Source organism: Desulfobacula sp. (genome assembly GCF_014237455.1).
GTDB lineage: Bacteria > Desulfobacterota > Desulfobacteria > Desulfobacterales > Desulfobacteraceae > Desulfobacula.
In genome coordinates, this window is record NZ_JABZFL010000016.1 from 43,863 (window position 1) to 66,590 (window position 22,728).

At 40.9% G+C, this 22,728-nt stretch carries 25 protein-coding genes; 5 read left to right on the top strand and 20 right to left on the bottom strand.

Going from position 1 to position 22,728, the window contains the following annotated elements:
- The first annotated feature begins 10 nt into the window (after positions 1-10).
- The gene (locus HGJ91_RS03210; protein ID WP_291346254.1) at positions 11-415 is read left to right on the top strand and encodes an OsmC family protein; all 405 of its coding nucleotides are present in this window, start codon (positions 11-13) and stop codon (positions 413-415) included.
- Here HGJ91_RS03210 and HGJ91_RS03215 read toward each other — a convergent pair.
- Genes HGJ91_RS03215 through HGJ91_RS03225 form a run of 3 tightly spaced genes read right to left on the bottom strand, consistent with a single transcriptional unit; the run spans position 409 to position 2,118 of the window.
- Positions 409-654, bottom strand: a complete 246-nt coding sequence (locus HGJ91_RS03215) for a hypothetical protein (protein WP_291346255.1) — start codon at positions 652-654, stop codon at positions 409-411. The two genes, HGJ91_RS03210 and HGJ91_RS03215, sit on opposite strands and share 7 nt — an antisense overlap.
- A gap of 12 nt (positions 655-666) precedes the next feature.
- On the bottom strand, positions 667-1,359 hold the full coding sequence (locus HGJ91_RS03220) for a glycine/sarcosine/betaine reductase selenoprotein B family protein (protein WP_291346256.1): 693 nt from the start codon (positions 1,357-1,359) through the stop codon (positions 667-669).
- A gap of 60 nt (positions 1,360-1,419) precedes the next feature.
- On the bottom strand, positions 1,420-2,118 hold the full coding sequence (locus tag HGJ91_RS03225; RefSeq protein WP_291346257.1) for a GntR family transcriptional regulator: 699 nt from the start codon (positions 2,116-2,118) through the stop codon (positions 1,420-1,422).
- A 214-nt stretch (positions 2,119-2,332) separates the two neighbouring features.
- Between HGJ91_RS03225 and HGJ91_RS03230 the strand changes: the two genes are divergently transcribed.
- Positions 2,333-3,448 (top strand): transketolase C-terminal domain-containing protein, encoded by a 1,116-nt coding sequence (locus HGJ91_RS03230; RefSeq protein ID WP_291346258.1) that lies wholly within the window; start codon positions 2,333-2,335, stop codon positions 3,446-3,448.
- Positions 3,441-4,730: a thiamine pyrophosphate-dependent enzyme gene (locus HGJ91_RS03235; protein WP_291346259.1), complete on the top strand. Its 1,290-nt coding sequence runs from the start codon at positions 3,441-3,443 to the stop codon at positions 4,728-4,730. The genes HGJ91_RS03230 and HGJ91_RS03235 overlap by 8 nt, the downstream gene beginning before the upstream one ends.
- A 97-nt stretch (positions 4,731-4,827) precedes the next feature.
- On the opposite strand, the gene HGJ91_RS03240 is transcribed toward HGJ91_RS03235, so the two are convergent.
- Complete coding sequence (locus HGJ91_RS03240; protein WP_291346260.1) at positions 4,828-6,486, bottom strand: glutamate synthase-related protein; 1,659 nt, start codon at positions 6,484-6,486, stop codon at positions 4,828-4,830.
- A gap of 326 nt (positions 6,487-6,812) precedes the next feature.
- Between HGJ91_RS03240 and surE the strand changes: the two genes are divergently transcribed.
- Together surE and HGJ91_RS03250 are read left to right on the top strand one after the other, a co-directional pair.
- Complete coding sequence (surE, locus tag HGJ91_RS03245) at positions 6,813-7,571, top strand: 5'/3'-nucleotidase SurE (RefSeq protein ID WP_291346261.1); 759 nt, start codon at positions 6,813-6,815, stop codon at positions 7,569-7,571.
- Positions 7,572-7,646: 75 nt separating this feature from the next.
- The gene (locus tag HGJ91_RS03250; RefSeq protein WP_291346262.1) at positions 7,647-8,522 is read left to right on the top strand and encodes a nitroreductase family protein; all 876 of its coding nucleotides are present in this window, start codon (positions 7,647-7,649) and stop codon (positions 8,520-8,522) included.
- Between the two features lie 76 nt (positions 8,523-8,598).
- On the opposite strand, the gene HGJ91_RS03255 is transcribed toward HGJ91_RS03250, so the two are convergent.
- From HGJ91_RS03255 to HGJ91_RS03330, 16 genes are all read right to left on the bottom strand, one after another.
- Positions 8,599-9,564, bottom strand: coding sequence for a nitronate monooxygenase (locus HGJ91_RS03255; RefSeq protein WP_291346263.1), 966 nt, complete (start codon positions 9,562-9,564; stop codon positions 8,599-8,601).
- Positions 9,565-9,580: 16 nt separating this feature from the next.
- On the bottom strand, positions 9,581-10,513 hold the full coding sequence (locus tag HGJ91_RS03260) for a phosphatidylglycerol lysyltransferase domain-containing protein (RefSeq protein ID WP_291346264.1): 933 nt from the start codon (positions 10,511-10,513) through the stop codon (positions 9,581-9,583).
- A gap of 4 nt (positions 10,514-10,517) precedes the next feature.
- The gene (locus tag HGJ91_RS03265) at positions 10,518-10,946 is read right to left on the bottom strand and encodes a GNAT family N-acetyltransferase (RefSeq protein WP_291346265.1); all 429 of its coding nucleotides are present in this window, start codon (positions 10,944-10,946) and stop codon (positions 10,518-10,520) included.
- On the bottom strand, positions 10,936-11,832 hold the full coding sequence (gene speE, locus HGJ91_RS03270; protein WP_291346266.1) for a spermidine synthase: 897 nt from the start codon (positions 11,830-11,832) through the stop codon (positions 10,936-10,938). Before speE ends, HGJ91_RS03265 begins: the two co-directional genes overlap by 11 nt.
- A gap of 7 nt (positions 11,833-11,839) precedes the next feature.
- Positions 11,840-12,676, bottom strand: coding sequence for an adenosylmethionine decarboxylase (speD, locus tag HGJ91_RS03275; RefSeq protein WP_291346267.1), 837 nt, complete (start codon positions 12,674-12,676; stop codon positions 11,840-11,842).
- A gap of 140 nt (positions 12,677-12,816) precedes the next feature.
- Positions 12,817-13,515: a hydroxyacylglutathione hydrolase family protein gene (locus HGJ91_RS03280; protein WP_291346268.1), complete on the bottom strand. Its 699-nt coding sequence runs from the start codon at positions 13,513-13,515 to the stop codon at positions 12,817-12,819.
- Positions 13,516-13,520: 5 nt separating this feature from the next.
- On the bottom strand, positions 13,521-14,405 hold the full coding sequence (locus tag HGJ91_RS03285) for a universal stress protein (protein ID WP_291346269.1): 885 nt from the start codon (positions 14,403-14,405) through the stop codon (positions 13,521-13,523).
- A 33-nt stretch (positions 14,406-14,438) separates the two neighbouring features.
- Positions 14,439-14,789 carry a DVU0259 family response regulator domain-containing protein gene (gene divK / locus HGJ91_RS03290; protein ID WP_291346270.1) on the bottom strand — a complete coding sequence of 117 codons (351 nt, stop codon included), beginning with the start codon at positions 14,787-14,789 and terminating at the stop codon, positions 14,439-14,441.
- A gap of 11 nt (positions 14,790-14,800) precedes the next feature.
- Entirely contained in the window at positions 14,801-15,181 is a 381-nt protein-coding gene (gene tmcA / locus HGJ91_RS03295; protein ID WP_291346271.1) for an acidic tetraheme cytochrome c3 TmcA, read from the bottom strand.
- Between the two features lies 1 nt (position 15,182).
- The gene (gene tmcB, locus HGJ91_RS03300; RefSeq protein WP_291346272.1) at positions 15,183-16,541 is read right to left on the bottom strand and encodes an electron transfer complex ferredoxin TmcB; all 1,359 of its coding nucleotides are present in this window, start codon (positions 16,539-16,541) and stop codon (positions 15,183-15,185) included.
- 20 nt (positions 16,542-16,561) lie between these two features.
- Complete coding sequence (gene tmcC / locus HGJ91_RS03305; protein ID WP_291346273.1) at positions 16,562-17,221, bottom strand: TmcC family electron transfer complex membrane anchor subunit; 660 nt, start codon at positions 17,219-17,221, stop codon at positions 16,562-16,564.
- A 27-nt stretch (positions 17,222-17,248) separates the two neighbouring features.
- Positions 17,249-18,505, bottom strand: a complete 1,257-nt coding sequence (gene tmcD, locus HGJ91_RS03310) for an electron transfer complex subunit TmcD (protein WP_291346274.1) — start codon at positions 18,503-18,505, stop codon at positions 17,249-17,251.
- Positions 18,506-18,557: 52 nt separating this feature from the next.
- A complete protein-coding gene (locus HGJ91_RS03315) occupies positions 18,558-18,935 on the bottom strand; it encodes a response regulator (protein ID WP_291346275.1) in 378 nt (125 codons plus the stop codon).
- Positions 18,936-19,116: 181 nt separating this feature from the next.
- Positions 19,117-19,974, bottom strand: coding sequence for an aminotransferase class IV (locus HGJ91_RS03320; protein ID WP_291346276.1), 858 nt, complete (start codon positions 19,972-19,974; stop codon positions 19,117-19,119).
- Between the two features lie 27 nt (positions 19,975-20,001).
- Positions 20,002-21,123: a glutamate 5-kinase gene (gene proB, locus HGJ91_RS03325; protein ID WP_291346277.1), complete on the bottom strand. Its 1,122-nt coding sequence runs from the start codon at positions 21,121-21,123 to the stop codon at positions 20,002-20,004.
- Positions 21,124-21,132: 9 nt separating this feature from the next.
- On the bottom strand, positions 21,133-22,470 hold the full coding sequence (locus HGJ91_RS03330; protein ID WP_291346278.1) for a glutamate-5-semialdehyde dehydrogenase: 1,338 nt from the start codon (positions 22,468-22,470) through the stop codon (positions 21,133-21,135).
- Positions 22,471-22,728: the final 258 nt, after the last annotated feature.

The window sequence follows — 22,728 nt, forward strand, 5'->3', positions numbered from 1 at the left end:
TGGAGAAAAAATGGGTGGATTTAAAGTAACATTTCCCAACAATAAAAAGATAGATGTCGAATTTAACAATTTTAAAATTAAAACCGACCAGTCCAAAGAGAATGGAGGGGATGAGACTGCACCCGAGCCATTTGATGTTTTCATCTCTTCCCTGGGAGCCTGCGCCGGAATCTATGCAAAATCATTTTGTGATGTAAGGAAACTTCCTACAAGCAATATGCATATTTTTGTTGACGTCTTGTTCAACGAAGGAAAAAAGCTCATGGATCAGGTGAATATCACTCTCCATGTCAATCAACACTTCCCTGAAAAATATATCAAACCGATTATAAAAGCCATGAATGGGTGTGCGGTTAAAAATCAATTTCATCCGGATATAAAAACCAGTACGGCTGTGGTTTTTCTGGATCAATAATAATCCTGGATGGTTCCGTTCCGGTCTGCTCTTTCAAGTAATTGTATTGCTCTGTTTAAAATAGTTATCTGTAATTTTTCGTTAAACGGATTTCCCAAAGGCCGTCCCAAAAGTTGTGGCGTGAGTAATACTCTTGGCAAAGACATCATTCTCATCCGGGTTTCAAAAGATTTGACCGCAATAACAATCGTGGCGATTTTAGCTTCTTCCAATACCCTTGCGACATGTCCCACGGACATGTGACAAACAGGTCAGACCGGAACCAGTACCGCGGCGTCAACTCCCAGGTTTACAAATTTATCCACCCAATCCGGCAGTGTTTTTTTCAGCAGTCTTTTCTGAGAACACGCACCAACAAATGAATATGCATTAACCGTTAAATCAGCGAATACCCCCTGATCTTTTAAATTTACCATCCTCTGATATGGGAAAGAAACATTAGGATCTTTCAGTGCTGCTCTGATATCATATCCACCGTGGCGAACCACCAAATCTTCGGACTTTGAATCAAATGGAATCTCAGAAAGCTGAGGCGCCTCCTTTAAAGAATCAAAAATTCGACGTTCTGCTTCTTCCTGAGTCATATTCTCAACCCCCAGTGGTTTTGAATCACGCCCTTTTAAAAAATGACCGCTTGATGTCAGAAGAGTTAGTTTTATGGAAGACAATGGTTTTTGTAAAGGATGGAACGGTCCGTCATCGTATTCAAAATTTTTTTGCTCTTTATATCCCTCTACCTGGCCCTGCAGCAGTCTTTGCCTCACTCGTTCCAGGTCATCGTCATCAAACGAGTCCATCAGGTCTTTGAACAGGCCTTGAATAAATATTGAGGCATTTTCCGGAGTCAGCTCGGATATAAATTTAAAAGACAGATCCGAGCGTTTACCGTAAAAAAAAGACTTGATGAACGCTTCAAAGGATTCCGGTCTGTTTTCTTTTTGCATTTTTTTACTCCCTCGAAAATTTATATAATGAATATTGGCAACACTCTTGAATTAAAATTGTTAAATCGTTTTAATACTTTTTTCCTTATTAATTTTCTCAATACTGATGATGGCATGCTCTTTGACATTTGAAATATGTTGTTTTAAAATTCTGACCGCACCATCAAGATCAGAATCAGTAACATATTCATATAATTTAATGTGTTCCGAATCAACGGTATCCATAGGTGTTACAAAAAGGATATTGCCCCGGTATTTAAGGTATAAAAGATCAAAAAGCGATTTTAAGGTATTGATTTGTATCGTGCATCCTGAAAGCTTTGCAAGGATAAGGTGAAATTCCATATCCTTTAAAAGTCGTTCTTTTAAATAAATGTCTCGAACAGCGTCAAGATGGCAGTCCAGGGCTTTTTTCAGTATTTTCAGCCCTTTTTTATCAATTTGGGATATGGTTTTTGGTAAAAGTGAGGTTTCGATTAATTCCCTGAATTCATATATCTCTGTAATTTCTTTTAGACTGATGTTTTCAGTATAATACCCGCGATTGGGTTCATGCCGGACAAGACCTTGATACTCCAGCCGTTTCAATGCCTGGATAACCGGTGTCGTACTCATTTCAAGGCGCTTTGCAAGATCTCCATAGGATATTTTCTGCCCCGGTATAATTTCATTCAAAAAAAACATCCGGCGAATACCCATATAGGCTTCCTGAGTAAAATCATCTTTGCTCTTTTTCTTCTTTTTTATTTTTTTCTCCATAAACAAAATAAATATACCAAGCCTTTTATAAAATCAATTATAAAAACAGATAATTTCAAAATCTAATAATCGCTCTATCTACTTGAATATCGGTCATTTTATTCTTGACATACAAACCGAAAAGAGTTATATAATTATAAATCTGATCAAATATTTGATCAGATTTATAATTTAAGTTAACAAAAGCTTTTATTAAACCCAAGGAGAAAACGAGATGGCTTTGTCATTTATGGAAGGGAATGAGGCACTTGCCAGGGGGGCAATTGCTGCGGGCTGTGATTTTTTTGCAGGCTATCCCATCACACCGGCAACAACTATTTTTAACAATATGCTAAATATGCTGCCACCCAAAGGCGGTATTTGTATTCAGGGAGAAGATGAAATTGCATCCATGGGATATTGCATCGGGGCATCCATGGCAGGCAAAAAAGCACTAACCGCAACATCCGGCCCCGGCATCAGTCTTTACAGCGAACAGCTTTCCTTTGCCATAGGCAGTGAAATCCCTCTGGTGATTGCAGATGTGCAACGCCTGGGGCCTTCAACCGGTTCAGCAACCAGAGGCGCTGACAGTGATATCCAATTTTTAAGATGGGGCAGCACAAGCGGTGTTCCGGTGATCGTGCTTGCCCCTAAAGATGCTCTTGACTGCTATGTCCTTGCTGTCCATGCCTTTAACTATGCTGAAGAATTCAGGTGCCCCGTTTTTATTGCTTCCAATAAAGAAATCGGGATGACCAGGGAAAGCTTTGATCTTGATTCTGTCACCCTTCCCCCGATTGTTGAAAGGAAAATGTTTTCAGGAGATTCGTATCTTCCGTTTGAAGCAGAGCCAAATGCAGCCCCGCCATTTCTTCCCATTGGCGGAGAAACCCTTGTCAGACAGACATCATCAACCCATGGACCGGACGGCTATATCACCATTGATCCTGACGTAATTGCGCAAAACCAGGCAAGGCTGAGAGAAAAAATCCATAGTGCCCGGAAAAGAATTACACTTTTTGAAAAAGATATCAAAGAGAATAGTGATACACTGATCATCAGTTATGGTGTCACCGCCCGTGCAGTTGAAGATGCCGGCAAAACACTTGAAAGTAAAGGGAAACCGGTCTCCACCTTAACCCTTAAAACCCTGTGGCCGGTACCGGAAGAACTTTTGATAGAAACAGCAAAACCTTTTAAGCGCATTGTTGTCATCGAAATGAACCTGGGTCAATACGTCAATGAAATAAAGCGGGTGCTTTGTGATAAAAAAATAATGTTTTATGGACAGATGAACGGTGTGTTGATCACGCCTGCAAAGATTATGGAGGTCATTGAAAATGAATAGTTATTTGAATAAAACCAGGCCCTCTGTCTATTGCCCCGGATGCACCCATGAAAAAATCACCAAAGGCCTTGATAAAGCCCTCGTCAAATTGAACCTTCCGGCGGACAAAACCGTCATTGTTACTGATATTGGATGCTCCGGCCTTTTTGACACCTTCTTCAACGTACACGCTCTCCATGGAATTCACGGCCGGGCTCTGACCTATGCATCGGGTCTCAAACTTGCTAATCCCGAACTGAACGTGATTGTTACAATGGGAGACGGGGGCTTGGGTATCGGTGGCGCCCATGTATTGGCTTCCTGCAGAAAGAATCTTGATCTTACACTGATTATTCTCAATAATTTCAACTTTGGCATGACCGGCGGACAATACTCTGCCACTACACCAACAGATGCAATAGTGGGATCGGAATTTCTCAATCATGCTGAAATTCCCCTTGATATCTGCGCCATTGCCCAAAGTGCCGGTGCTACTTATATTGATCGATGCTCAGGCCATGATGAGCGCCTGCCCGGAAAAATTGCCAGCGCCATTGAGCATAAAGGGTTTTCAATCATTGAAACCCTTGGTATGTGCACTGGTCGTTATACCAAAAAAAACCCGCTGACCCCAAAAGCCCTTGATCAAATGATAACCGATCTTCCTGCCAAAAACGGTATCATAGAAAAAAACAAAAGGCCTGAATACGGTGACCGTTACAGGGCACTTGCCAAAGAGAGAAAGACCTTCCCCGAAGCGGTTACCATAGAAAAACAAACCGATCTTAAAAATTACCAACAGCAAGAGGTGGTTATCTTAGGCAGTGCGGGAATGAGAATCGTAACAGCTGGTGACATTGTCTGTTATGCAGGCCTTTGCGCGGGCATGAATGTGTCAATGAAAAATGACTATAATATTACCGTTCTCAGGGGACAGTCTGTTAGTGAAATCTTGATTTCACCCGAAAAAATAGGCTATCCCGGCATTGAATCTCCTTCCGTTGTTCTGGCATTGAGTGATGAAGGCGTGCAGCGAAGAAAAAAAATATTTGCAACCCTTAAACCGGACACGTTTGTCTTAAAAGAAAGAAGCGTTACCATTCCGGAAACCAACGCGGATGTTGTTGAAATCGACTTCCGGAAATTTAAAATCAAAAAACAGGATTGGGCTTTGGCTTCCCTTGGTGTAATGGCAAAAAAAGAAAAAGCTATTAATAAAGCAATGCTAACGTATGCGTTAAAGTCCCGTTTCAATGAAAAAGTCTATCTGATTGCAATGGAGACCATTGAAAAAATGATTTAGGCTTCAAATCCTATGTCAGGATCAGTCTATGATGAATTTAAAAAGGGCTCTCGCACATAAGTGCATGAGCCCTTTTTAATTCAAACAAATATCCCTTTTATGCGTTCAATATCTTTTTTGCACTTTCGTTATTTACATCAGACACATGAGGAATGCCGGTTTCAATTGCTGTTTCCCGATTACCTGAAAAAATCTCCTGGCGTGTGATTTGATTCAGAGAAAATTTTCTCGCTCCGGCCATGAGCTGCTGCAGGCCACATCCCAGCTTATCCGCCAGTGTATAGAATGCAATGGCACCATAAGGAATATTCTTCATTTCCTCCTTGCCCATTTTTTTCTCAAGATCATGGTACCCTACAAAAATTTCATCCGCAGTTTTCCCAACTTCCAAAACCGTTTTCGGCAATTCATTCCAGTTACCGCTCACTGCCGCCCGCTGCTCAGGATTGATGGCTCCCTCTATGTTTGCCCCTAAAAATCCAGGAATCATAATCGCTCTTCCCATACAAATTAGTTTTGTATAGGGAGCACCTAATGCAAGTGATTTAAAAAGATGATCTTCAAGGGCGAATCCGCCGGCAAAGGACATGTCCACAACATTTTTCCCTTTTGCCGATAAAATACTGGCATATTCATGGGCTTTTGAATGAAGAATAATAGAAGGGACACCCCAGCTTTGCATCATATTCCACGGACTCATACCCGTCCCCCCGCCGGAACCGTCAATTGTTAAAAGATCAAGCTCGGCATCTGTTGCAAACTTAATGGCCATTGCCAGCTCTTCCATGCCATAGGAACCTGTTTTTAAAGTAATCCTCTCAAACCCGATACCGCGAAGATATTCCACTGTGTTCATGAAATCTTCCTGAACCTTGCTGACCGTATTGAGATTGGTGGCACCCAAACGGCTGTGTCGGGCAAAAGACTTAATTGCACCCTGCTCAAATCCCTGCTGTACTTCAGGCAGAGACGGGTCCGGATCAACCACATACCCTCGTTTTTTCAGAAACAGGGCATATTCAAGGCTTCTGACCTGTATTTCCCCGCCAATATTCTTTGCACCCTGACCCCATTTTAATTCAATGATACACTTGTTGCCATATTTATCCACAACATACTCTGCCACACCATTTCGGGTATCCTCAACATTGAGCTGGACAATGATGGCACCCATCCCATGGAAATACCTTAAATAGGTCTCTATTCTCCGGTCAAGTTCAGGTGCTTTAACAATTTTACCTTTTTTATCTGCCTGTGGGCCGATTTCAGAATTTCTATCCACGCCCACCACATTCTCACCGATCACCACGGGGATACCAATCAAAGCACCACCAATGGCAAAGGAATCCCAATATTTCTCTGCGATAAGAGTTGACCCCAAAGCGCCTGTCATCATGGGCATGCTGCTTTTTGTCTTAATTTTGCTCCCAAACTCGGTTTCGAGGCTGACATTTGGAAAAACACAGTCATCCGGGCTGTTGGTCATGTCTTTCGTAAGCCCGGCAGAGCCATATGCATACCCTTGAATTCTCAGAGAATTATAGGATACCCCCACGTGGTTGGTATTGTTTGCACCGGCGGTGACCAGTCCAAAGCTTCTTGGATATAATAATTTTCTTCCAACCATGCTGGACAGCCATGTTTCACACTTCCCATTACAATCTGCACGGCATAATGTACAAAGGCTAGATTCACAGACATTCCCACGGTTTTTTGTTCCCAGGGCATCATTTCCTTTTGAAAATCTCATTTCCATAACTTACTCTCCTTTTTTAAATCTTGTTATTTTTTACATTTCCTCATTGAAATGAATCCCTAAAAATACAAAAAGGCATCCTCCCCGGTTAGAACCCGGAGCAGACACCTTTGTCATGGAAAAACCTATTTTTACGCCATTGTAAAAACAAATTGAATCAAGGCAAAAAGTATCTTGAAAAAATTTTAATGTCAACTTAATATTTAAAAGAGAATTGTTTTATGTGACTTACCTGTATTGCATAGTTCTTGACAATCTACCGCAATAAAAGTAAATATCCCATTAAATTTTAAAGGCTTAAAAAAAATTTGGAAAATTCTTACTAAATGAAAATCCTTCTTACAAACGATGATGGATACCGTGCTCCGGGAATTCAAATATTGTACGAAACACTTCGATCGTATCATGAAATTATTCTGGCAGCACCCGATAGAGAGAAAAGTGCCGTGGGGCACGGTATTACCCTTAATGAACCCATAAGGATTGACAAAATAAACTTAAATGGTGGCGGTGAGGGATATGCGGTTACAGGAACTCCGGCAGACTGTGTTAAACTGGGCCTGTTTAAACTTTGCACCACACCACCAGATCTGGTTATTTCAGGGATTAATCCGGGCAGTAACACTGGAGTCAATATCAACTATTCGGGTACCGTGGGAGCTGCCAGGGAAGCAGCATTAAATGGTTTATCAAGTATGGCCGTTTCGGTAAAACGAGGAAAGACAGTAGATTTTCAGGGTATGTCCCGATTCATAGGTGACTTGGTGGACAAAGTATGTGATTATGGACTTCCGGCCGGCACATTTTTAAACATCAATGCGCCGGATATTTCATTGGATGACGTTCGTGGCGTCAAAATTACCCGGCAGGCTTCCAATAACCTTTCAAAACAATTTGAAAAACGGATTGATCCAAAGGACAGGTCTTATTACTGGTATGACAGCATAAACCAGGTGGATGGTGAGCCAGATACAGATGTCAATGCATTATCGCAAAACTATATTTCCATAACGCCAATTCAATGCGATATCACAGATTATAAGGCAATGAGGGAATTATCGGGGTTGACTTGGAAGCAGATATGAAACAAGAAAAACTAAAGAAGCTATTGAAAATAGCCCGTCAATTCACAGAGTAAATCTTTTTTAACAGTCAGAATAATGAAAATACGACGAATCCAAGAGAACTGTACAAACTGCATGTTATGTGCAAAAGACTGCGTTTCTGCCGTGTGGAGAGACATAGACGGTATTCCTGAAATAGTTGCACCTGATGATTGCAACCGCTGTAGTCATTGCCTTGCCGTATGCCCTCAGGGGGCTATCGAGCATGACGGTCTTGATCACATGCAAATAAAAAAAACAGACGTCAATCTTATTAATCCAGAAATTTATGAAACCATAGCCAGGGGAAGAAGAAGTATAAGACGGTATAAAGACAAAAATGTTCCAAATGAATTAATTGAAAAAATAATCCGTCTTGTCAACCATGCGCCCACTGCAAGCAATTCTCAAAATGTTGGGTATCTGGTTATCTCCGATAAAAAAATTTTACGTAAAATTTCAAAAGCGATTTTTGTCTTCAGCACAAAAATCTTTTACCTTACAAAAAAATTCCCCGGCAACCTCATATATAAAACAATAAAACTGTTCCCGATATCAGATACCATCACAAGATATATAGACCCAATGCAGTATTATATTGACGAAACAAAAAAAGGCAGAGACTTTATCCTTCATAATGCACCTGCTTTACTTCTTGTCCATGCCCCGAAAGGAGCTGTATTCTCTAATGAAAACTGCAATATTTCAGCAGGCAATATAATGAATTATGCATATTCATTAGGGCTTGGAACCTGCTATATCGGTTTTTTAAACCTGTCGTTAAAGTACAATAAAAAACTCCGAAATCTTGTTAAACTGCCTAAAGGCCGTATGATTTATGCCTGCATTATTATGGGGTATCCAGCATATAAACACGCCAATACAGCATCAAGAAAAAAACCTGGAATAAAGTGGGTTCAGGAACAGAGTTAACTTATCATAACTATTTGTGGAGGATTTCATAAAAATTCACAAAAGGTTAATTTTGTTCATACTCTATTTTCCATTGTCATCGGTTCAGCAACCCTGACAATTGTTGTTCTGCATTCTTCATCAGGGTATCAAACAGATCTTTTACACTGGGAATATCATGGATCAGGCCAATGCCCTGGCCGCAGGAAATCACCCCCACATCCGTTTTCCCCTCATTGAACATCAATCTTGCCTTGTCGCCTGTCACTATGGAAAGCACTTCATCAAAGCTGCCATTATTTTGTTCAATTTCAAAACATTTTTGAGCGGCAGCATTGTTCCAGACCCTGTGGGTCGCCCCGATAGATCGCATGATAAGCATGGTATCCAACTCAGATGCGTCAAACAGGGCCTGTTTTAAATTGTCATGAATGGGGCATTCTTTGGTCAACAAGAGACGGGTCCCTATTATCACAGCGCCTGCACCAAGGGATAAGACAGCGACAATTCCTCTGCCATCTGATATGCCACCGCCGCCGATCACCGGAAGCTTGACCGCATCTACAACACTTGGGACCAAAACCAGTGTTCCGATATCCAGCTTGCCTGTGGCACCTCCATTTTCATATCCCACCACAGTAACAATATCTGCTCCCATTTTTTCCACTTTTCTGGCATACCGGATGCCCACACATTTATGAATCCAGATCATGCCTGCATCCTTGAACCGTCTGCATAACTCATCGGGTGCGGAATGCCCGGAGGTCTCAACAATCTTAACCCCTTTTTCAATCAGAACATCCAAATAGTCATTGTTATCAATAGGCCGCATGGAAGGAAAAAGATTGAGGTTCACTGCAAACGGCTTGTCCGTCAGTTGCTTGACCCTGTCAATGGCCCGGGCAAATTCCTCTTTTGTCTGGTAAATGGCCGATGCCAGGATACCAAGCCCGCCGGCATTGGATATGGCTGCGACAAAATCAGCCTTTGAAATAGACATCATAGCGCCGCCGATGATGGGGTATTTTATGCCAAGTAGTCGTGTAACACTGGTTTGTAACATGGTTCTCCTTTTCAAATTAATTCATCGGGGTAAAAGTAAGGCTGTACGGGGTGATCAATTCCACAGGATCATATGACATTTTAGCCTGGCGAAGGCCTTTAACTCCAAGGTCCTGCTCCCGGTTCAGATATTGACATTTATATTTAAGATATTTGGCTGTCTCATGGTTGATCACCTGAGCCGCCCCCTTAAAATCCATATCAGATTTCTCAAACTGGATATCATAAGTTGAGTGGTTCAACTCACTGAAAACAGAAAAAGAAACCACCTTGTTCCCCACTGTTATGACAAGTCCCTCCAGCCTCAATTCCTCAAAATGATCAAATGATATCTCTATGGCCCGGGACTCCCGATCGAGTGTTCTGGATCGTCTTTCGCGCCTGTTCAGTTGAACCTGTGCTAACTCCAGGGCTTTTTGCCTGTACTCACCCTTTAACAAGTGTACTTCAAAATCAGGATTGTCTCGTTTGAACTGAGAGATCAGGTTCCTTTTTTTGTGGAGTTTTATCCCGGTAAGTTCACACAGACTGTCAACATCATAAATGTATTCTGAATGATCACGTTCTTCTTTGACGATATAATAATTTCCAATTTCAGGAAATTTTTTTAAATAATCTGATGTTAAAAGACTGAATCCGGGCGTAAGGCCCACATTTTTCAAGTTTAATGATAAAATGACAAGTTCTTCAGGACAAAGGTCTTCGCCCAAAGGCATAAATGCACATTGAGAAATCGCATCATAAATCAAAAGCCGTTCCTGGTACAGGGTCCATGACAGTTTGTAAGCATCCTGCCAGGCATAAAGATTTGAAAAATTATACTCACAGGAAAAGGGCTTGAACGTATCAATATATGTTTGAATGAGTTCCTGGTCTTTTAATGCAAATCGATTAAATTTTGAAAATTTTATTTTTTGCGGTTCTTGTAAAACCGCTCCTACCGCAACCATTTTATCAATCCTTATATCTTAACGGAACATGACCTTTAAGGTGTTCAAATCCAAGTTCTTTATAAAAAGAAGATGTTCCCGGCTGGGCGATAAGGCCGATCCAGTCAACATTGCTTTCCTTTAATTTTTCTATTAACGTTTGAATAATTTTTTTACCGATCCCTTTACCCCTGAATTCCTTTAACACCGTAACATCCTGAATATAAGCATCACTTGCAAGATCGGAAAGGGCCCGACCCATCCCGATAAGCTTTTTTCCCAAAAAAGCCCCCACGAAAAGAGCTGAATTTTTCACAATATGATTTAAGAATTCAGGCTGGCTGTCGTAAGAAGACTCCCACCATCCAGCTTCCTTGTAGAGAAGGATCAAATCGTTCATTGAAACGGATTTAATCGTTTTTATGATAAGTTGTGTTGAAGGATCATCCGACATTTTTAAACACTTTTTTCGATTTTATGAATTTAAACATCTTCTGGGCAAAATAAGGCAAAACAAAAGAGGCTTCATGTATTTCGGGGCAATAATATTTTAATTTTTTTTGAAAATTTTCAGAAATAGCTCGACACGGCTTTTTTAGTTCCGGCCCCAGAGATCCCAGGCAAATACCGAGATGACCACCCGGATACGTGGGCACCAAAAAATATGAATATGCCTGAACCTGAAACAGATCTTTTGTGATCTTCACAAGATTGGTAACACACTCCTTATGGAGGAAAAAAGATTCACCCTGGGTAGCAATAATACCGTTTTTTCGGAGGGCCGCTTTTAATCCTTCGTAAAACGGTCGTTCAAACAAAACTTCACCCGGGCCGATGGGATCGGATGAATCCACAATAATCACATCATATTTATTTTTTTGTTCCTGAACCCAGGCATTGCCATCTGCTATATAAACCTTGAGCCTGGGATCATTAAATCCGCAGGCAAGATCGGGCAGGAATTCTTTTGATACCTTGATAACATCTTCATCAACTTCACAAAAATCAATATTCTTTACACAGTCGTGGCGACCAACCTCCCTTAATATACCCCCATCACCCCCCCCGATAACCAGAATATTTTCAGGATTGGGGTGTGCAAATAAGGGGACATGGGCAAGCATCTCCTGATATACAAATTCATCTGATTGGGTCAACTGAATAATTCCATCCAGAACAAGCATTTTCCCATGATTTTTGGTCTGATACATGTCGATCTGCTGAAATTTACTTTTTTTGCTGTAAAGGACCTCTTCTATCTCAAGGGATAAGGATATCCCGGGCCACATGGGACAAATTTCCGAAAACCAGCCATCATTTATTTTACTATAATTTTCCATCTATACTTTATTGTCTCAAAGCAATCTGCATTTTATAATGATCGCCCTTGAAAAACGACATAGCAAATTCTGCAACCTCACGGGGTTCATAAAATTTGCAACTGAATATATCCAGGTATATTGAATTTGAGGCATTGGCAAAATGGCCTGAAATCAAGGAGGTTTCAATGAACTGCATCATGCTGAACCCTTCAACTTTTTCATCTTCTCCAAAATGGACTATCTGGCATTCCCCAAACCGCTTCATACCGATCAAATCACACAATTGGCATACAAATCGTTCGATGCTTTTTGCATCCCTGATAATTTTCGGATCACTTTTATAAATATCAACAGAGGTTAAAACCCCCCATGGATTTTTTTCTTTATATTCTTTTTTCCAGGAGATCGGATAGATCTTTGAATTTTTAATAATCTGGCCAACTTTTTTTTGCTCAAACGGTTTGGAAATAATTCCCCTATTTTGATCGGAAGAGATGACAACATTTTCAGATTCAAAAGAATCTTTCATGGAATTGATGGCAATTTCCAGGTCTATCTTGTCTCCGCAAGTAAATATATCGACGGCAGCATAGTCATGTTCAGGCCATGCGTGGACTGTAAAATGTGACTCTGCTATAACAACAACACCGCTGATTCCCTGGGGTTCAAATTTATGAAATGAAGAGCTGATAATCTTTGCGCCACTCTCTTTTGCAGCTTTCAACAACGCTTTTTCAACCCAGTCCTTGTCTAACAGGGCTTTCCTCCCGCATTCATAATACTCAATAGTTAGCTGTCTTCCCAGAGCAAAACATGCATCCTGATTAGAATCACCAACAAATTTAATATTTTTACCAAGCATTAATGCTGTCTCCAATAATGAATAAAAAAATATCCGGCACATCCTGCAAACCCACAGGACTCTCAAAAAAAAATGTTGGCCCTAATGATAAGACCGAAACAATGAATGATCAAGGGCAACAATCTATGTAAAACTTTAAATCAATATATTTCCATTATTGATTTAAATCTGGCAAACTCTGTATTTGTCAGCATCTTCCTTTTCTGTAAATTATGTATCATACTTTGGGCATTAAATCTTACATAGGGATTAGCCCGTAATTCATCGTCCAAAGTTGTCACAATTAACCCGGGATTATATTTTTTAATATACCCCTCAATGTGCGGGTTCTCTTTTTCAATGATTTTTGCCATTTTCATGGATTCAATCACATAATCATGTCCGCCATAAACTTTGGTATCTTTCGGCAAAGAAATCAGCCGTTTCAAGGATTGAAAAAAAGCATTAAGATCACCAGAAAAACAATTGCCTATGGTCCCGTTAAACAAGGTATCACCAGTTACTAAAAAATCATCCGCCCTGAACGTCACCGAATCTTCCGTGTGACCAGGGGTGTGAAACACTTCCAGAATTTCATGATCCAGGTATATGGTTTGATCTGATTTGATCTGTCTGCAGTCAATGAATTGAGCTGTTGTTTTTTTGAGCAAATCCTCGTTGCCAGAGGTATGATCATAATGGGAATGGGTATTGGTGACATGCTTGATATGGATATTATTCTTTTCAGCAAAAGCCACTATGGCTTCTACCCCTCCTGCATCAATGGCGATACCTTCACTTGTCGAATATACCAGATAGCCCAAATTATCGGTTGAATATCTAAACTGCTGAATAAACATATTTTTTAAACCTGCTGGTTCACACTTAGCACAGGACATGCCGATCGAAAAACCACCTGCTCAATTGTATGCCCCAAAAATGCCTTTTCAGGATCACTATCTTTTGTGTGAGGGGCTATCACAATAAGATCACCGCTTGTTTTCCTTGTAAATTTTAATAATTCAATATAGGGGACTCCCTCCCAGACAGCAATATCATAATTATCAAAATTCTCCATTTGAGAAACATACAACTCCTTTATCTTCGCCCTTGCTTTTTTTATTTGATCTTCAATCTGTTTTTGGCCGGGGCTGGCAGAAGGCTTGGATGATTCAATATCCAGCGCATGAAAAATATGCAGTTTACACCCGATATAATCGGCCAATTTATAGGCGAATTGAAAAGCGGACATGGAAGCTTTGGAAAAATCTGTTCCAAAAACAATCTGATTAAAATACCAGAAACATGTTTCACAAGGCCTGGCAATACTCAATACCGGGCAATTTGCTTTTTGTACGATTTTTTTCAGGATCTTTCCAACAGATTCTTCCTTTTGAGCATGGGCACCCAAAATTATGCAGTCCACTTTGTTTTTTAGTGAAAATTTAAGAATCTCTTCCGAAGATTTTCCTTCAATAAGCTTATATTCAGGGTCTCTTGATTTTTTAGACAGAGAATCATATCTCTTTTTCATTCCTTCTTTGACTATCGCTATATAATCAGGCCTTAAAAATTTCTTTTCTTTTGCCGACGTATCTGGAACAAATGGACAGGTTCCCTGCGAAAAATCCGTATCAATGTGGAGCAAAATGAGCTCAGAACCATATTTTTCAGAGAGTTCAAAAGCTGTCTTTGCAGCTATATCGCAGACAGGAGAAGCATCTGTGGCAAATAATATCTTTTTAAACATAATGACCTCATCGGAACAAATAGCGCGATGTCTTTAACTCAAAAGGTCTGAAATTTTTTCTATAAGCTTTTGAGCATCAAAGGGCTTACTAAAAACAGCCGCCGCCTTGGGGATTGAATACTTATGACTTGACAAACCACTAATAACGATAACAGGTGTATTAAACCCCTTTGATTTGCTGACTTTTCTGAAAAACCTGGGGCCCCATTCTTCAGGCATTTCAAGATCAAGTGTAATCAAGTCTGGCTTTTCAGCCTTAAACACATCAAGCGCTTTCTTACCATCAACCGCAATACAGATTTCATACCCATTATCAGCAAAAAGTGTTCCCAGGTATTTTGTTATGGCCGGGTCATCATCCACGATCATAATTTTTTTGCTCATCATGTTCCTCCTTACTCTTTAATATGGCATTCACCACAAAGTACCGGTCCCTTGTTTTCCTCAAAATGACAGTCCCTGCATTGTTTATGATATGCGACCTCCAGAGAAATTAAATTTTCCTGATTTGCCTTTAAAAAATGACAGTCAGAACAAAAGCTGTCTTCGCTGGATTCATCCTCAACCAATTTTTTATTTTCATACACATGATGACAAACGGCACAATCATCTATCTCTGCCATTTCATTATGATCGTCATGTTCAAATACGGCACCCGGCCTATGCGGCTTTTCAAAGACAGAATTGTCAAGTCTTTCAAGCTCAGTATTGGAAAATGCAACTACTGCCGTGAATAAAAACAATATGAAACCCATAAAAATAACTTTCTGTTTCATCTTAGTCTCCCGGTTTATAGATTTTCTTTTCCATGGTTTCATAAATGATATCTCCTAAAAACTTTACTTCCATGTTCAGATCATAATGATGGACAATATCTTCAAGCCCGCTGTGGCAGTTATGGCAAGGGGCGATCAAGACTTCTGCACCGGTTGCCTTTAATTGTTCTGCCTTGAACTTATTGTTTATCATTCGTTCACCTTTATAGGGAGGGCCGCAATTGATCACACCGCCGCCGGCACCGCAGCAAAAATTATGTTCACGGTTCGGGGTCATATCAATAAAGGATTCGCACAACATGTTTGTCACTTCTCTTGCCATGTCATGCAATCCCCTTCCTCTGGAAACGTTGCAGGGATCATGAAGCGTGACGGTTTTCTTAAATTTTTCGGCAATCGTGATCCGGCCCGATGTCAGCAGTTCATGATAAAACTCCAGGGCATGGACTACCTCAAAAGGCGGCATTGCCCAACCGATCCAACGGTTTCCCACATCATAGGTTGACCGGAAAGCATGACCGCACTCACCCATGACAATCTTTTTCACTTTAAGCCTTGCCGCTGTCTCATAAAATGCTCTTGCAATGCGGCCTGAAATTTCATTATCCCCTGTAAACATGGCCATATTGCTGTTATCCCACCCCGGACTTGAGGGCATGGTCCAGCTAATCCCTGCTGCATGCATAATGGTTGCAGCCTGGTACAGGAGACCTGCCTGGAACTTGGGTTCCGGTGCAATGACCGAATACATGATATCCGCACCCTCTTTGTCCAGCGGGATTCTCAAATCCTCAAACTCTTCTCTTGCATCCTCTTCCTGCCATTGAAGGGTATCAATCCATTCATCCTCCTTCACCCACATCTGGTTCATAGTGGCAGAATGGCTGTTCACCGTATCCTGGATATATAAAGGGGTTATCTCAAGCTTGTGACAGATCCTTCTGACCATCAGCATCAAATAAGCAATATCAATACCAAAGGGGCAGTACATGGAGCACCGCTTACAGACATTGCATTCTGTATGGGCAATATGGACGGCTCTCCTCAAAAACTCTATTGATACTTCCCCCTTTTTATCCAGCATTTCCCAGATGGTCTGTTTTACCTTTCCTGCCGGGGAATATGACGGATCACGGTCATTTGAAAGAAAATACAAGCAGGCCTCGGCACAGAGTCCGCAGTGCATGCAGGTTTCAACATATGCTTTAAACCTGGGACCGGTCTCCTTTTGAAGCACCTGGTTAATGGTGTTCTTTATTCTTTCCGGTGTCAATTTTGCCAATCCTGCTTCAACTGCCTCATCTGTATTTTTTTCTTTCACAACAGAAGGTTTGTCCTTTATTTCCATGTCATTTGACATTTTTATCTCCTTATCGCCTGTTACCAGTCTTTTGCATGTCTGACATTTCCGAATTCAGATCCCATATAAGCCCTTGTCAGAGGAGCCACAATCATGTGTGAGAACCTTGAGAACGGAATGAGAATAAGCATGATTTCGCCGGAAATCACATGGGCTATGACCATCGCTTTATAGAGAAAAAACTGATGATATGCCAGAAAGCCTGTAATAAAAGGTAATGCAATAATTAAGATTAATATATAATCTTTATAGGATGTTAGATACTTTACTTCCGGAACCGTGTATCTGCGGATGGCAAAAAATACCAGGGCAATGATGACAACGAGTGTTAATATATCGGCCAGGCCGTCATCCAGCGCTACCCAAGAGACCTGGAAAGCCTCGTTCACTAGAACAATATGGGACATCAAGAAAATGGGTACAATAAAGAGGAGCAGATGGAAAATATAGGATATTGAATAAAAGACCGGGCTTTGTTTTGTACTTTGGGGAAAAAATGGGATTAACCAGGCAAAGATTGATCTTAAGCTGTGCTTCAGGGTCAAATATGAATAAATATATGACTCCCTATCATTCACATCTTTGATAATGATAACAAGTTTAAATATCAGGCCAAGTATGAAAATCAGAAAAGCAATCCAAACCATTGGCCCCATAATAAAATCGATAAAGGCATTCATATTTATCTCCTTTGGTTGAACATCCTTTTATAAAATCTTGTCCATTGACAGAATCAGCCGTTGATACACACCATCTTTCACTGCTTTTTGTAAAATTTTCGTGTTATCGGGACTGATCACAGGTGTTGCCATAAAATCATATCCATTGGGGATCACTATATTGTTTACAACCAGAAAGTATTGTCCCTGCCGTTCAATTACAACTGAAACAATGTTGCCATCCGAACTGACACACGGAGTAAACACCTTGTCTGCGCCAAGATTCCATTTTTTTTGATTGACCGCAAGCGTCCAGAACCCCTTATCTTTCAGAACGGCAACCAGGGTAGAACCATCTTTGGAATACACAAGATCTGAAATCATCTGATCCGCTGCCATATTCCAGGTTACATCGTTTTCAGCAATGGTCCATTTTCCAAACTTGTCGGATGCAATCGCGGCAATATTCCCGGTCTTTTGGGAAACCACAAGGTGCCAAATCTGGTTGTATCTCTTGTTCCAGAAGGGCTGGCCGTCTTTATAAAGCATCCATTTGCCGCCTTCTTTGACCGGTGCGATGACTGATTCATCTCCTGAAATAAACAAAGGTTTCCATACAGATTGAAATTGTTTATCCCAGGCAGTATCATTGACGGCAATGCTATATTTAGTTCGGTCAAGCCGGACACCATAGGCAACATTTTTACCGGCTGAATCAAAGCTGATATCCCAGATATTCAAAAACTTTTTATCAATTGCCTTTCCATTAACTGCACAGGAAAAAATTCCATTTTTAAAAACTTCAATGTCAGCCTGTACCATTGATGTCACCTGCACGACAGCAGCAGAGCTGCCCGTATCACTCAACACCATTTCATTGATATTTTCATACATCTGGTCCCAGGGCTTATCATTGACAGCCATTCCATATTCCATATCTTTCTGGACTGCCAGACTCAGGCTTGAACCGTCTTGATTCACCTGTAAATTCCAGATAAAATCAAACCAGTTCTCCCATTCATTGCCGCTGATGCTCAATGTCCATTCCTCATCACTGCTGACACAGGCGGCAAACTTGCCGTCCGGCAATGGTCTCAAATTCCAGGCCTTGTCATACTCCTTATCCCAGGTTTCACCATTTTCACACACTGTGAACACGCCTTCCTCGACATTTACAATGCTGGCGATGGTTTCCCCGTCCGGACTGACATAGGGTTCCTCCACCCAGGTAAACCGGTCTTCCCACTCCCGGACAGGCACTTCCTTTAAATCCGTACTCCAGTCAAAAGATTTGTTCTCTTCCATTTTTGTCTCCGAATTTTTCTGATAAACGCTCATTATCTTTCAGATTCGTTGTTCATTCTCTTAATTCATTAATAATTGTATCTAAAGATGCTACGGTCAGCGGTTTTTCAATGAAGCGATCTATTCCTGCCTTGAGTATTTCAAGCTTAAGATCATCATTGACAATTGTTGCCATTAGAATTCTTGCAATGTCCGGATTCTTTTTTGCAACCTGCTTCAAAAATTCAACACCATTCATATCCGGCAAAAAATAATCTGAAATCACCATGTCAATTTTCTGATATTTGAGAGAATTTAAGCCTTCAGCCGCTGATTTAAATATTAAAAAATCCGTCTGGCTGCTGTCAAATAAAATTTTTAAGGAATCCCGAACATGCTCATCACTATCAATAAGCATGATCTGAGGTGACTTTTTATGTTGTTTCGCCATTTAATCCTAATAATTAATTGTTAAATACTTTATAGCATTGCAAGCAGAAACCATGCCAGAAAAAAGGATTGTGAATTTAATTTATAAAACCAGTGTCTTAGGATATTTGGCGTTGACTATTTGGTTGAAAATATATGAATATTTATAAAAATTCGAAACTTATTTAGAAATCTTTCTAAATTTAGAAAATTTTAGAAATTTTGCCTATCCCAAAATCAGTGGTAACTGCTTTAAAAAAGGCCATGATCTGTTTTGTTTTTTCTCCTGGCCGGCCCGATGCAATGGTTATATCATTGACCTTGATGACGGGCACGATTTCCTTGTTCGATGCACTAATAAAAATTTCATCCATTTCCAGAAGCCCCACAAGCTCCATATGGCGCATCTCAAGCTTAAGGTCTTCCGGAATCAGCTTGAGGATAATACCTCTTGTAATCCCCGGCAGGATGCTGTCTGGAGGCGTAATGATGGTGGTGCCTTTGATTCCAAAAATATTGGTGGTGGTGCCCTCCAATACCCGCTGATTCCGATCAACATAGACAGCTTCCACAGCCCCGGTCTTGTGGGCTTTTTGTAATGCAGACACGGCTGATAAATAATTGGTGCTTTTGGCGGTGGGGATAAATCGTTCTATGTCAACGGTGATAATGGATGCACCGTCCGTATACCACCAGTCCGGCAACCGAAGTTTGGGGGTGACCATGACCATGAGAACCCCGTTACCCTGTGGCGTCACCCCGTCCGGGCTCACACCGCCGGTATAAACTATCCGGACATTGGATTCATCATGATGGGGGTTCCTGTCAATAGTTTCCTGAACAATTTTACATATTTCTTCAGTGGTATGCAAAAGTTTCAGACCGATTTCCTTTGCTGAATTTTCAAGACGTTTAACATGCTCTTTAAGATAAAAAGGGCGTTTGTTGTAGGTAACCAGAAAGTCAAACACCCCGAATCCCCTTAAAACAATAATATCTTTGGCAGATATCCGGGCATCCTCATCATCAATAAATTCTCCGTTAATATAATATATGTCCACTTTTTTACTCCTGTTTATTGATGTTCTCTATTCTGTAAGCACAAGATTGTTTCGATGAATGATCTCATCATAATGTTTACCACCAAGACACGCTTCTATTTGGAATGTTTTTAATCCCTTTATCAAATTGATATCAAAAGATCTGTAATTGACCAGCCCAATTCCGATAATTTCATCGGCAAGTGTCTTAAAAGAGACAGCAGCACCTTCTTCAAAATCTCCTTCTACTGTGACAACCCCTATGGGCAGCAAGCTTTTTCCATTTTTCCTGACTGCACGGACAGCCCCATCATCGATAACAATACTTCCTTTGGGAGCAAGTGTATAAGCAATCCAGCATTTCCGGCTGGCCATTTTTTCTTTTCTTGGAACAAAGTATGTGCCTTGATCTTCACCGTCAAAAAGCCGCAATAACACATTCGATGTGTCTCCTCGGGCCACTATCATGGGGATTCCAGCCGAAGTTACTTTCTTGGCGGCCTGAATTTTACTGAGCATTCCTCCGGTGCCCAGTGTTCCGGGGATTCCACTTGCAAATTCTTCAATTTCTTTTTTAAAACTTGTAACTCTTGAAATCAACCTCGCATTGGAAAATCTCCTTGGATCTTTATTATATAACCCATCAATATCGGTTAAAATGAATAAAAAATCAGCATCCATCAACAAGGTGATCATTGCAGAAAGATTATCATTATCCCCTAGTTTTATCTCTTCAACCATGATGGTATCATTCTCATTAATGATGGGCACGACTTTCCAGTTGATGAGCGTATACAAGGTGTTTCTTGCATTCAGATACCGTTTTCGGTTATTCAAATCTTCAGCGGTCAAAAGAATCTGGGCAACCTTTTTATCACACCCGGCAAAACTTTTCTCATAGGCATTCATCACTCCGCTCTGACCAATGGCTGAAATTGCCTGGCGTTTGGGTATCTCATCCGGACGGCCTTTCATTTCCATTTTCCGCAAACCGGCTGCCATGGCCCCCGAGGATACCAGAATCACCTCGATCCCTTTATCCATAAGGGTACTGATCTGCCTGGAGATGGATTCAATCACTTCCAGGTTTAAACTGTTCTTTGCAGTGATCACATTACTGCCCAATTTTACAACCACCCGCTTGGCATTGATCAATCGTTGTTTTGGCATGGCTTGTCTCTAACTGAACTCTTTGTTTAATGGTTTATGTGTGAATGGTTTAGCCGTCTTACCTGTATACTCTTTTACCATATGCCCGTCACCCATCAACCGCCATTGATAAATCATAAGACCTTCGAGACCAACCGGCCCTCTTGCATGAATTTTATTGGTACTGATACCCACCTCAGCGCCCAGACCAAACCTGAATCCATCGGCAAATCTGCTGCTGCAATTTACAAAAGCATCTGCTGTATCTGCATAATCCATAAAAGAAAGGGCTCTTTTCTTATCGCCTGTAACAATCACATCTGTGTGGCCTGATCCGTATCGGTTAATATGTGCAACCGCTTCTTTCAGGGAAGGGACAACTTTAATGGAGACAACCAAGTCAAGGTATTCGGTTTGCCAGTCAACCTCTGTGGCTGCTTCAACGTCAATGATGGCGCCCGTGTTTTCGCATCCATAAATTTTGACACCCTGCTCTTCTAATTTGGACTTTAAAACTGGAAGTATTTCTCCAGCCAGGGCTTCATGAACCAGGATGGTTTCTGTTGCATTGCAAACCGCCACATACTGGCATTTGCTGTCTATTGACAGATCTATTGCCATTTTTGGATCAGCAAACCGGTCGATATAAAGATGACAAATCCCGTCTGCATGTCCCAGGACAGGAATGACCGTATTGTCCATAATATAGCGCACAAACTCATTACTGCCCCTTGGAATAATCAGATCAATCGAAGTTTCAAGCTTTAACATCTGATCCACATCACTGCGTGTTTCAAGCAGTCCCAGCCATCCTTCAGGCAATTTTGCGTCAACACCAGCTTTAGAAATGATAGTTGCCAGAATTCGATTGGTGGCTGATGCCTCGCTCCCACCTTTCAGCAATACTGAATTCCCACTTTTCAGGCAAAGAGCGGCAATCTGTACCAGGGCATCGGGACGGGATTCAAAAACAACCCCGATCACACCAATGGGTCTGCTCACCTTAAAAAGTGTAAGCCCTTTGTCCAGTTCCATAGCACTCAGTGTTTTACCTACCGGATCCTCCAATTTTATCAGGCTTTCAATACCATCACAGGTTTCTGATATTTTGGTACGATCAAATCTCAAACGTTTCATCAAAGGTGCGTCGAGATCATCTTTTTTAGCTTGTCCAAGATCATTTTTATTTGCTTCAATAATGAGATCTATATTTTCTTCTAACGCTTTGATAATATTTTGCAGCGCATTGTCTTTTATGTCACTTGAAAGTGCTGACATGAAGATAGCAGCTTTTTTACAATGAGATGCAATTGACTGAATATCCATTTTTCCCCTTAACCTAAAATTCCAATTCGTTTGACCAAGGATTTATTCATCCATTAAATTCGTTGTCCTGTCAAGGGGAAAATCCAATCCTGACAGAAGCAACTCAAACCAATAAATTCCTTATTTTCTTCCAATCAATAAAAAAATAAATCAGACAAAAAATTGCTCTCTATAGGGGCAAGCTCCTTTTATCCCTTTTTTCGAAAACACAATCTCCCACAACAAATTCCTTCTTGACCTGAAACTGCCCGCACATAAAAGAAGATAATAGGTCCACATACGGTAAAACCTCTCATCATA

Excerpts from the sequence above, each read along its gene's own strand:
- HGJ91_RS03210 (WP_291346254.1), top strand. The coding sequence starts at position 11 with ATGGGTGGATTTAAAGTAACATTTCCCAACAATAAAAAGATAGATGTC.
- HGJ91_RS03215 (WP_291346255.1), bottom strand. The coding sequence starts at position 654 with ATGTCCGTGGGACATGTCGCAAGGGTATTGGAAGAAGCTAAAATCGCC.
- HGJ91_RS03220 (WP_291346256.1), bottom strand. The coding sequence starts at position 1,359 with ATGCAAAAAGAAAACAGACCGGAATCCTTTGAAGCGTTCATCAAGTCT.
- HGJ91_RS03225 (WP_291346257.1), bottom strand. The coding sequence starts at position 2,118 with ATGGAGAAAAAAATAAAAAAGAAGAAAAAGAGCAAAGATGATTTTACT.
- HGJ91_RS03230 (WP_291346258.1), top strand. The coding sequence starts at position 2,333 with ATGGCTTTGTCATTTATGGAAGGGAATGAGGCACTTGCCAGGGGGGCA.
- HGJ91_RS03235 (WP_291346259.1), top strand. The coding sequence starts at position 3,441 with ATGAATAGTTATTTGAATAAAACCAGGCCCTCTGTCTATTGCCCCGGA.
- HGJ91_RS03240 (WP_291346260.1), bottom strand. The coding sequence starts at position 6,486 with ATGGAAATGAGATTTTCAAAAGGAAATGATGCCCTGGGAACAAAAAAC.
- surE (WP_291346261.1), top strand. The coding sequence starts at position 6,813 with ATGAAAATCCTTCTTACAAACGATGATGGATACCGTGCTCCGGGAATT.
- HGJ91_RS03250 (WP_291346262.1), top strand. The coding sequence starts at position 7,647 with ATGAAAATACGACGAATCCAAGAGAACTGTACAAACTGCATGTTATGT.
- HGJ91_RS03255 (WP_291346263.1), bottom strand. The coding sequence starts at position 9,564 with ATGTTACAAACCAGTGTTACACGACTACTTGGCATAAAATACCCCATC.
- HGJ91_RS03260 (WP_291346264.1), bottom strand. The coding sequence starts at position 10,513 with ATGGTTGCGGTAGGAGCGGTTTTACAAGAACCGCAAAAAATAAAATTT.
- HGJ91_RS03265 (WP_291346265.1), bottom strand. The coding sequence starts at position 10,946 with ATGTCGGATGATCCTTCAACACAACTTATCATAAAAACGATTAAATCC.
- speE (WP_291346266.1), bottom strand. The coding sequence starts at position 11,832 with ATGGAAAATTATAGTAAAATAAATGATGGCTGGTTTTCGGAAATTTGT.
- speD (WP_291346267.1), bottom strand. The coding sequence starts at position 12,676 with ATGCTTGGTAAAAATATTAAATTTGTTGGTGATTCTAATCAGGATGCA.
- HGJ91_RS03280 (WP_291346268.1), bottom strand. The coding sequence starts at position 13,515 with ATGTTTATTCAGCAGTTTAGATATTCAACCGATAATTTGGGCTATCTG.
- HGJ91_RS03285 (WP_291346269.1), bottom strand. The coding sequence starts at position 14,405 with ATGTTTAAAAAGATATTATTTGCCACAGATGCTTCTCCTGTCTGCGAT.
- divK (WP_291346270.1), bottom strand. The coding sequence starts at position 14,789 with ATGAGCAAAAAAATTATGATCGTGGATGATGACCCGGCCATAACAAAA.
- tmcA (WP_291346271.1), bottom strand. The coding sequence starts at position 15,181 with ATGAAACAGAAAGTTATTTTTATGGGTTTCATATTGTTTTTATTCACG.
- tmcB (WP_291346272.1), bottom strand. The coding sequence starts at position 16,541 with ATGTCAAATGACATGGAAATAAAGGACAAACCTTCTGTTGTGAAAGAA.
- tmcC (WP_291346273.1), bottom strand. The coding sequence starts at position 17,221 with ATGAATGCCTTTATCGATTTTATTATGGGGCCAATGGTTTGGATTGCT.
- tmcD (WP_291346274.1), bottom strand. The coding sequence starts at position 18,505 with ATGGAAGAGAACAAATCTTTTGACTGGAGTACGGATTTAAAGGAAGTG.
- HGJ91_RS03315 (WP_291346275.1), bottom strand. The coding sequence starts at position 18,935 with ATGGCGAAACAACATAAAAAGTCACCTCAGATCATGCTTATTGATAGT.
- proB (WP_291346277.1), bottom strand. The coding sequence starts at position 21,123 with ATGCCAAAACAACGATTGATCAATGCCAAGCGGGTGGTTGTAAAATTG.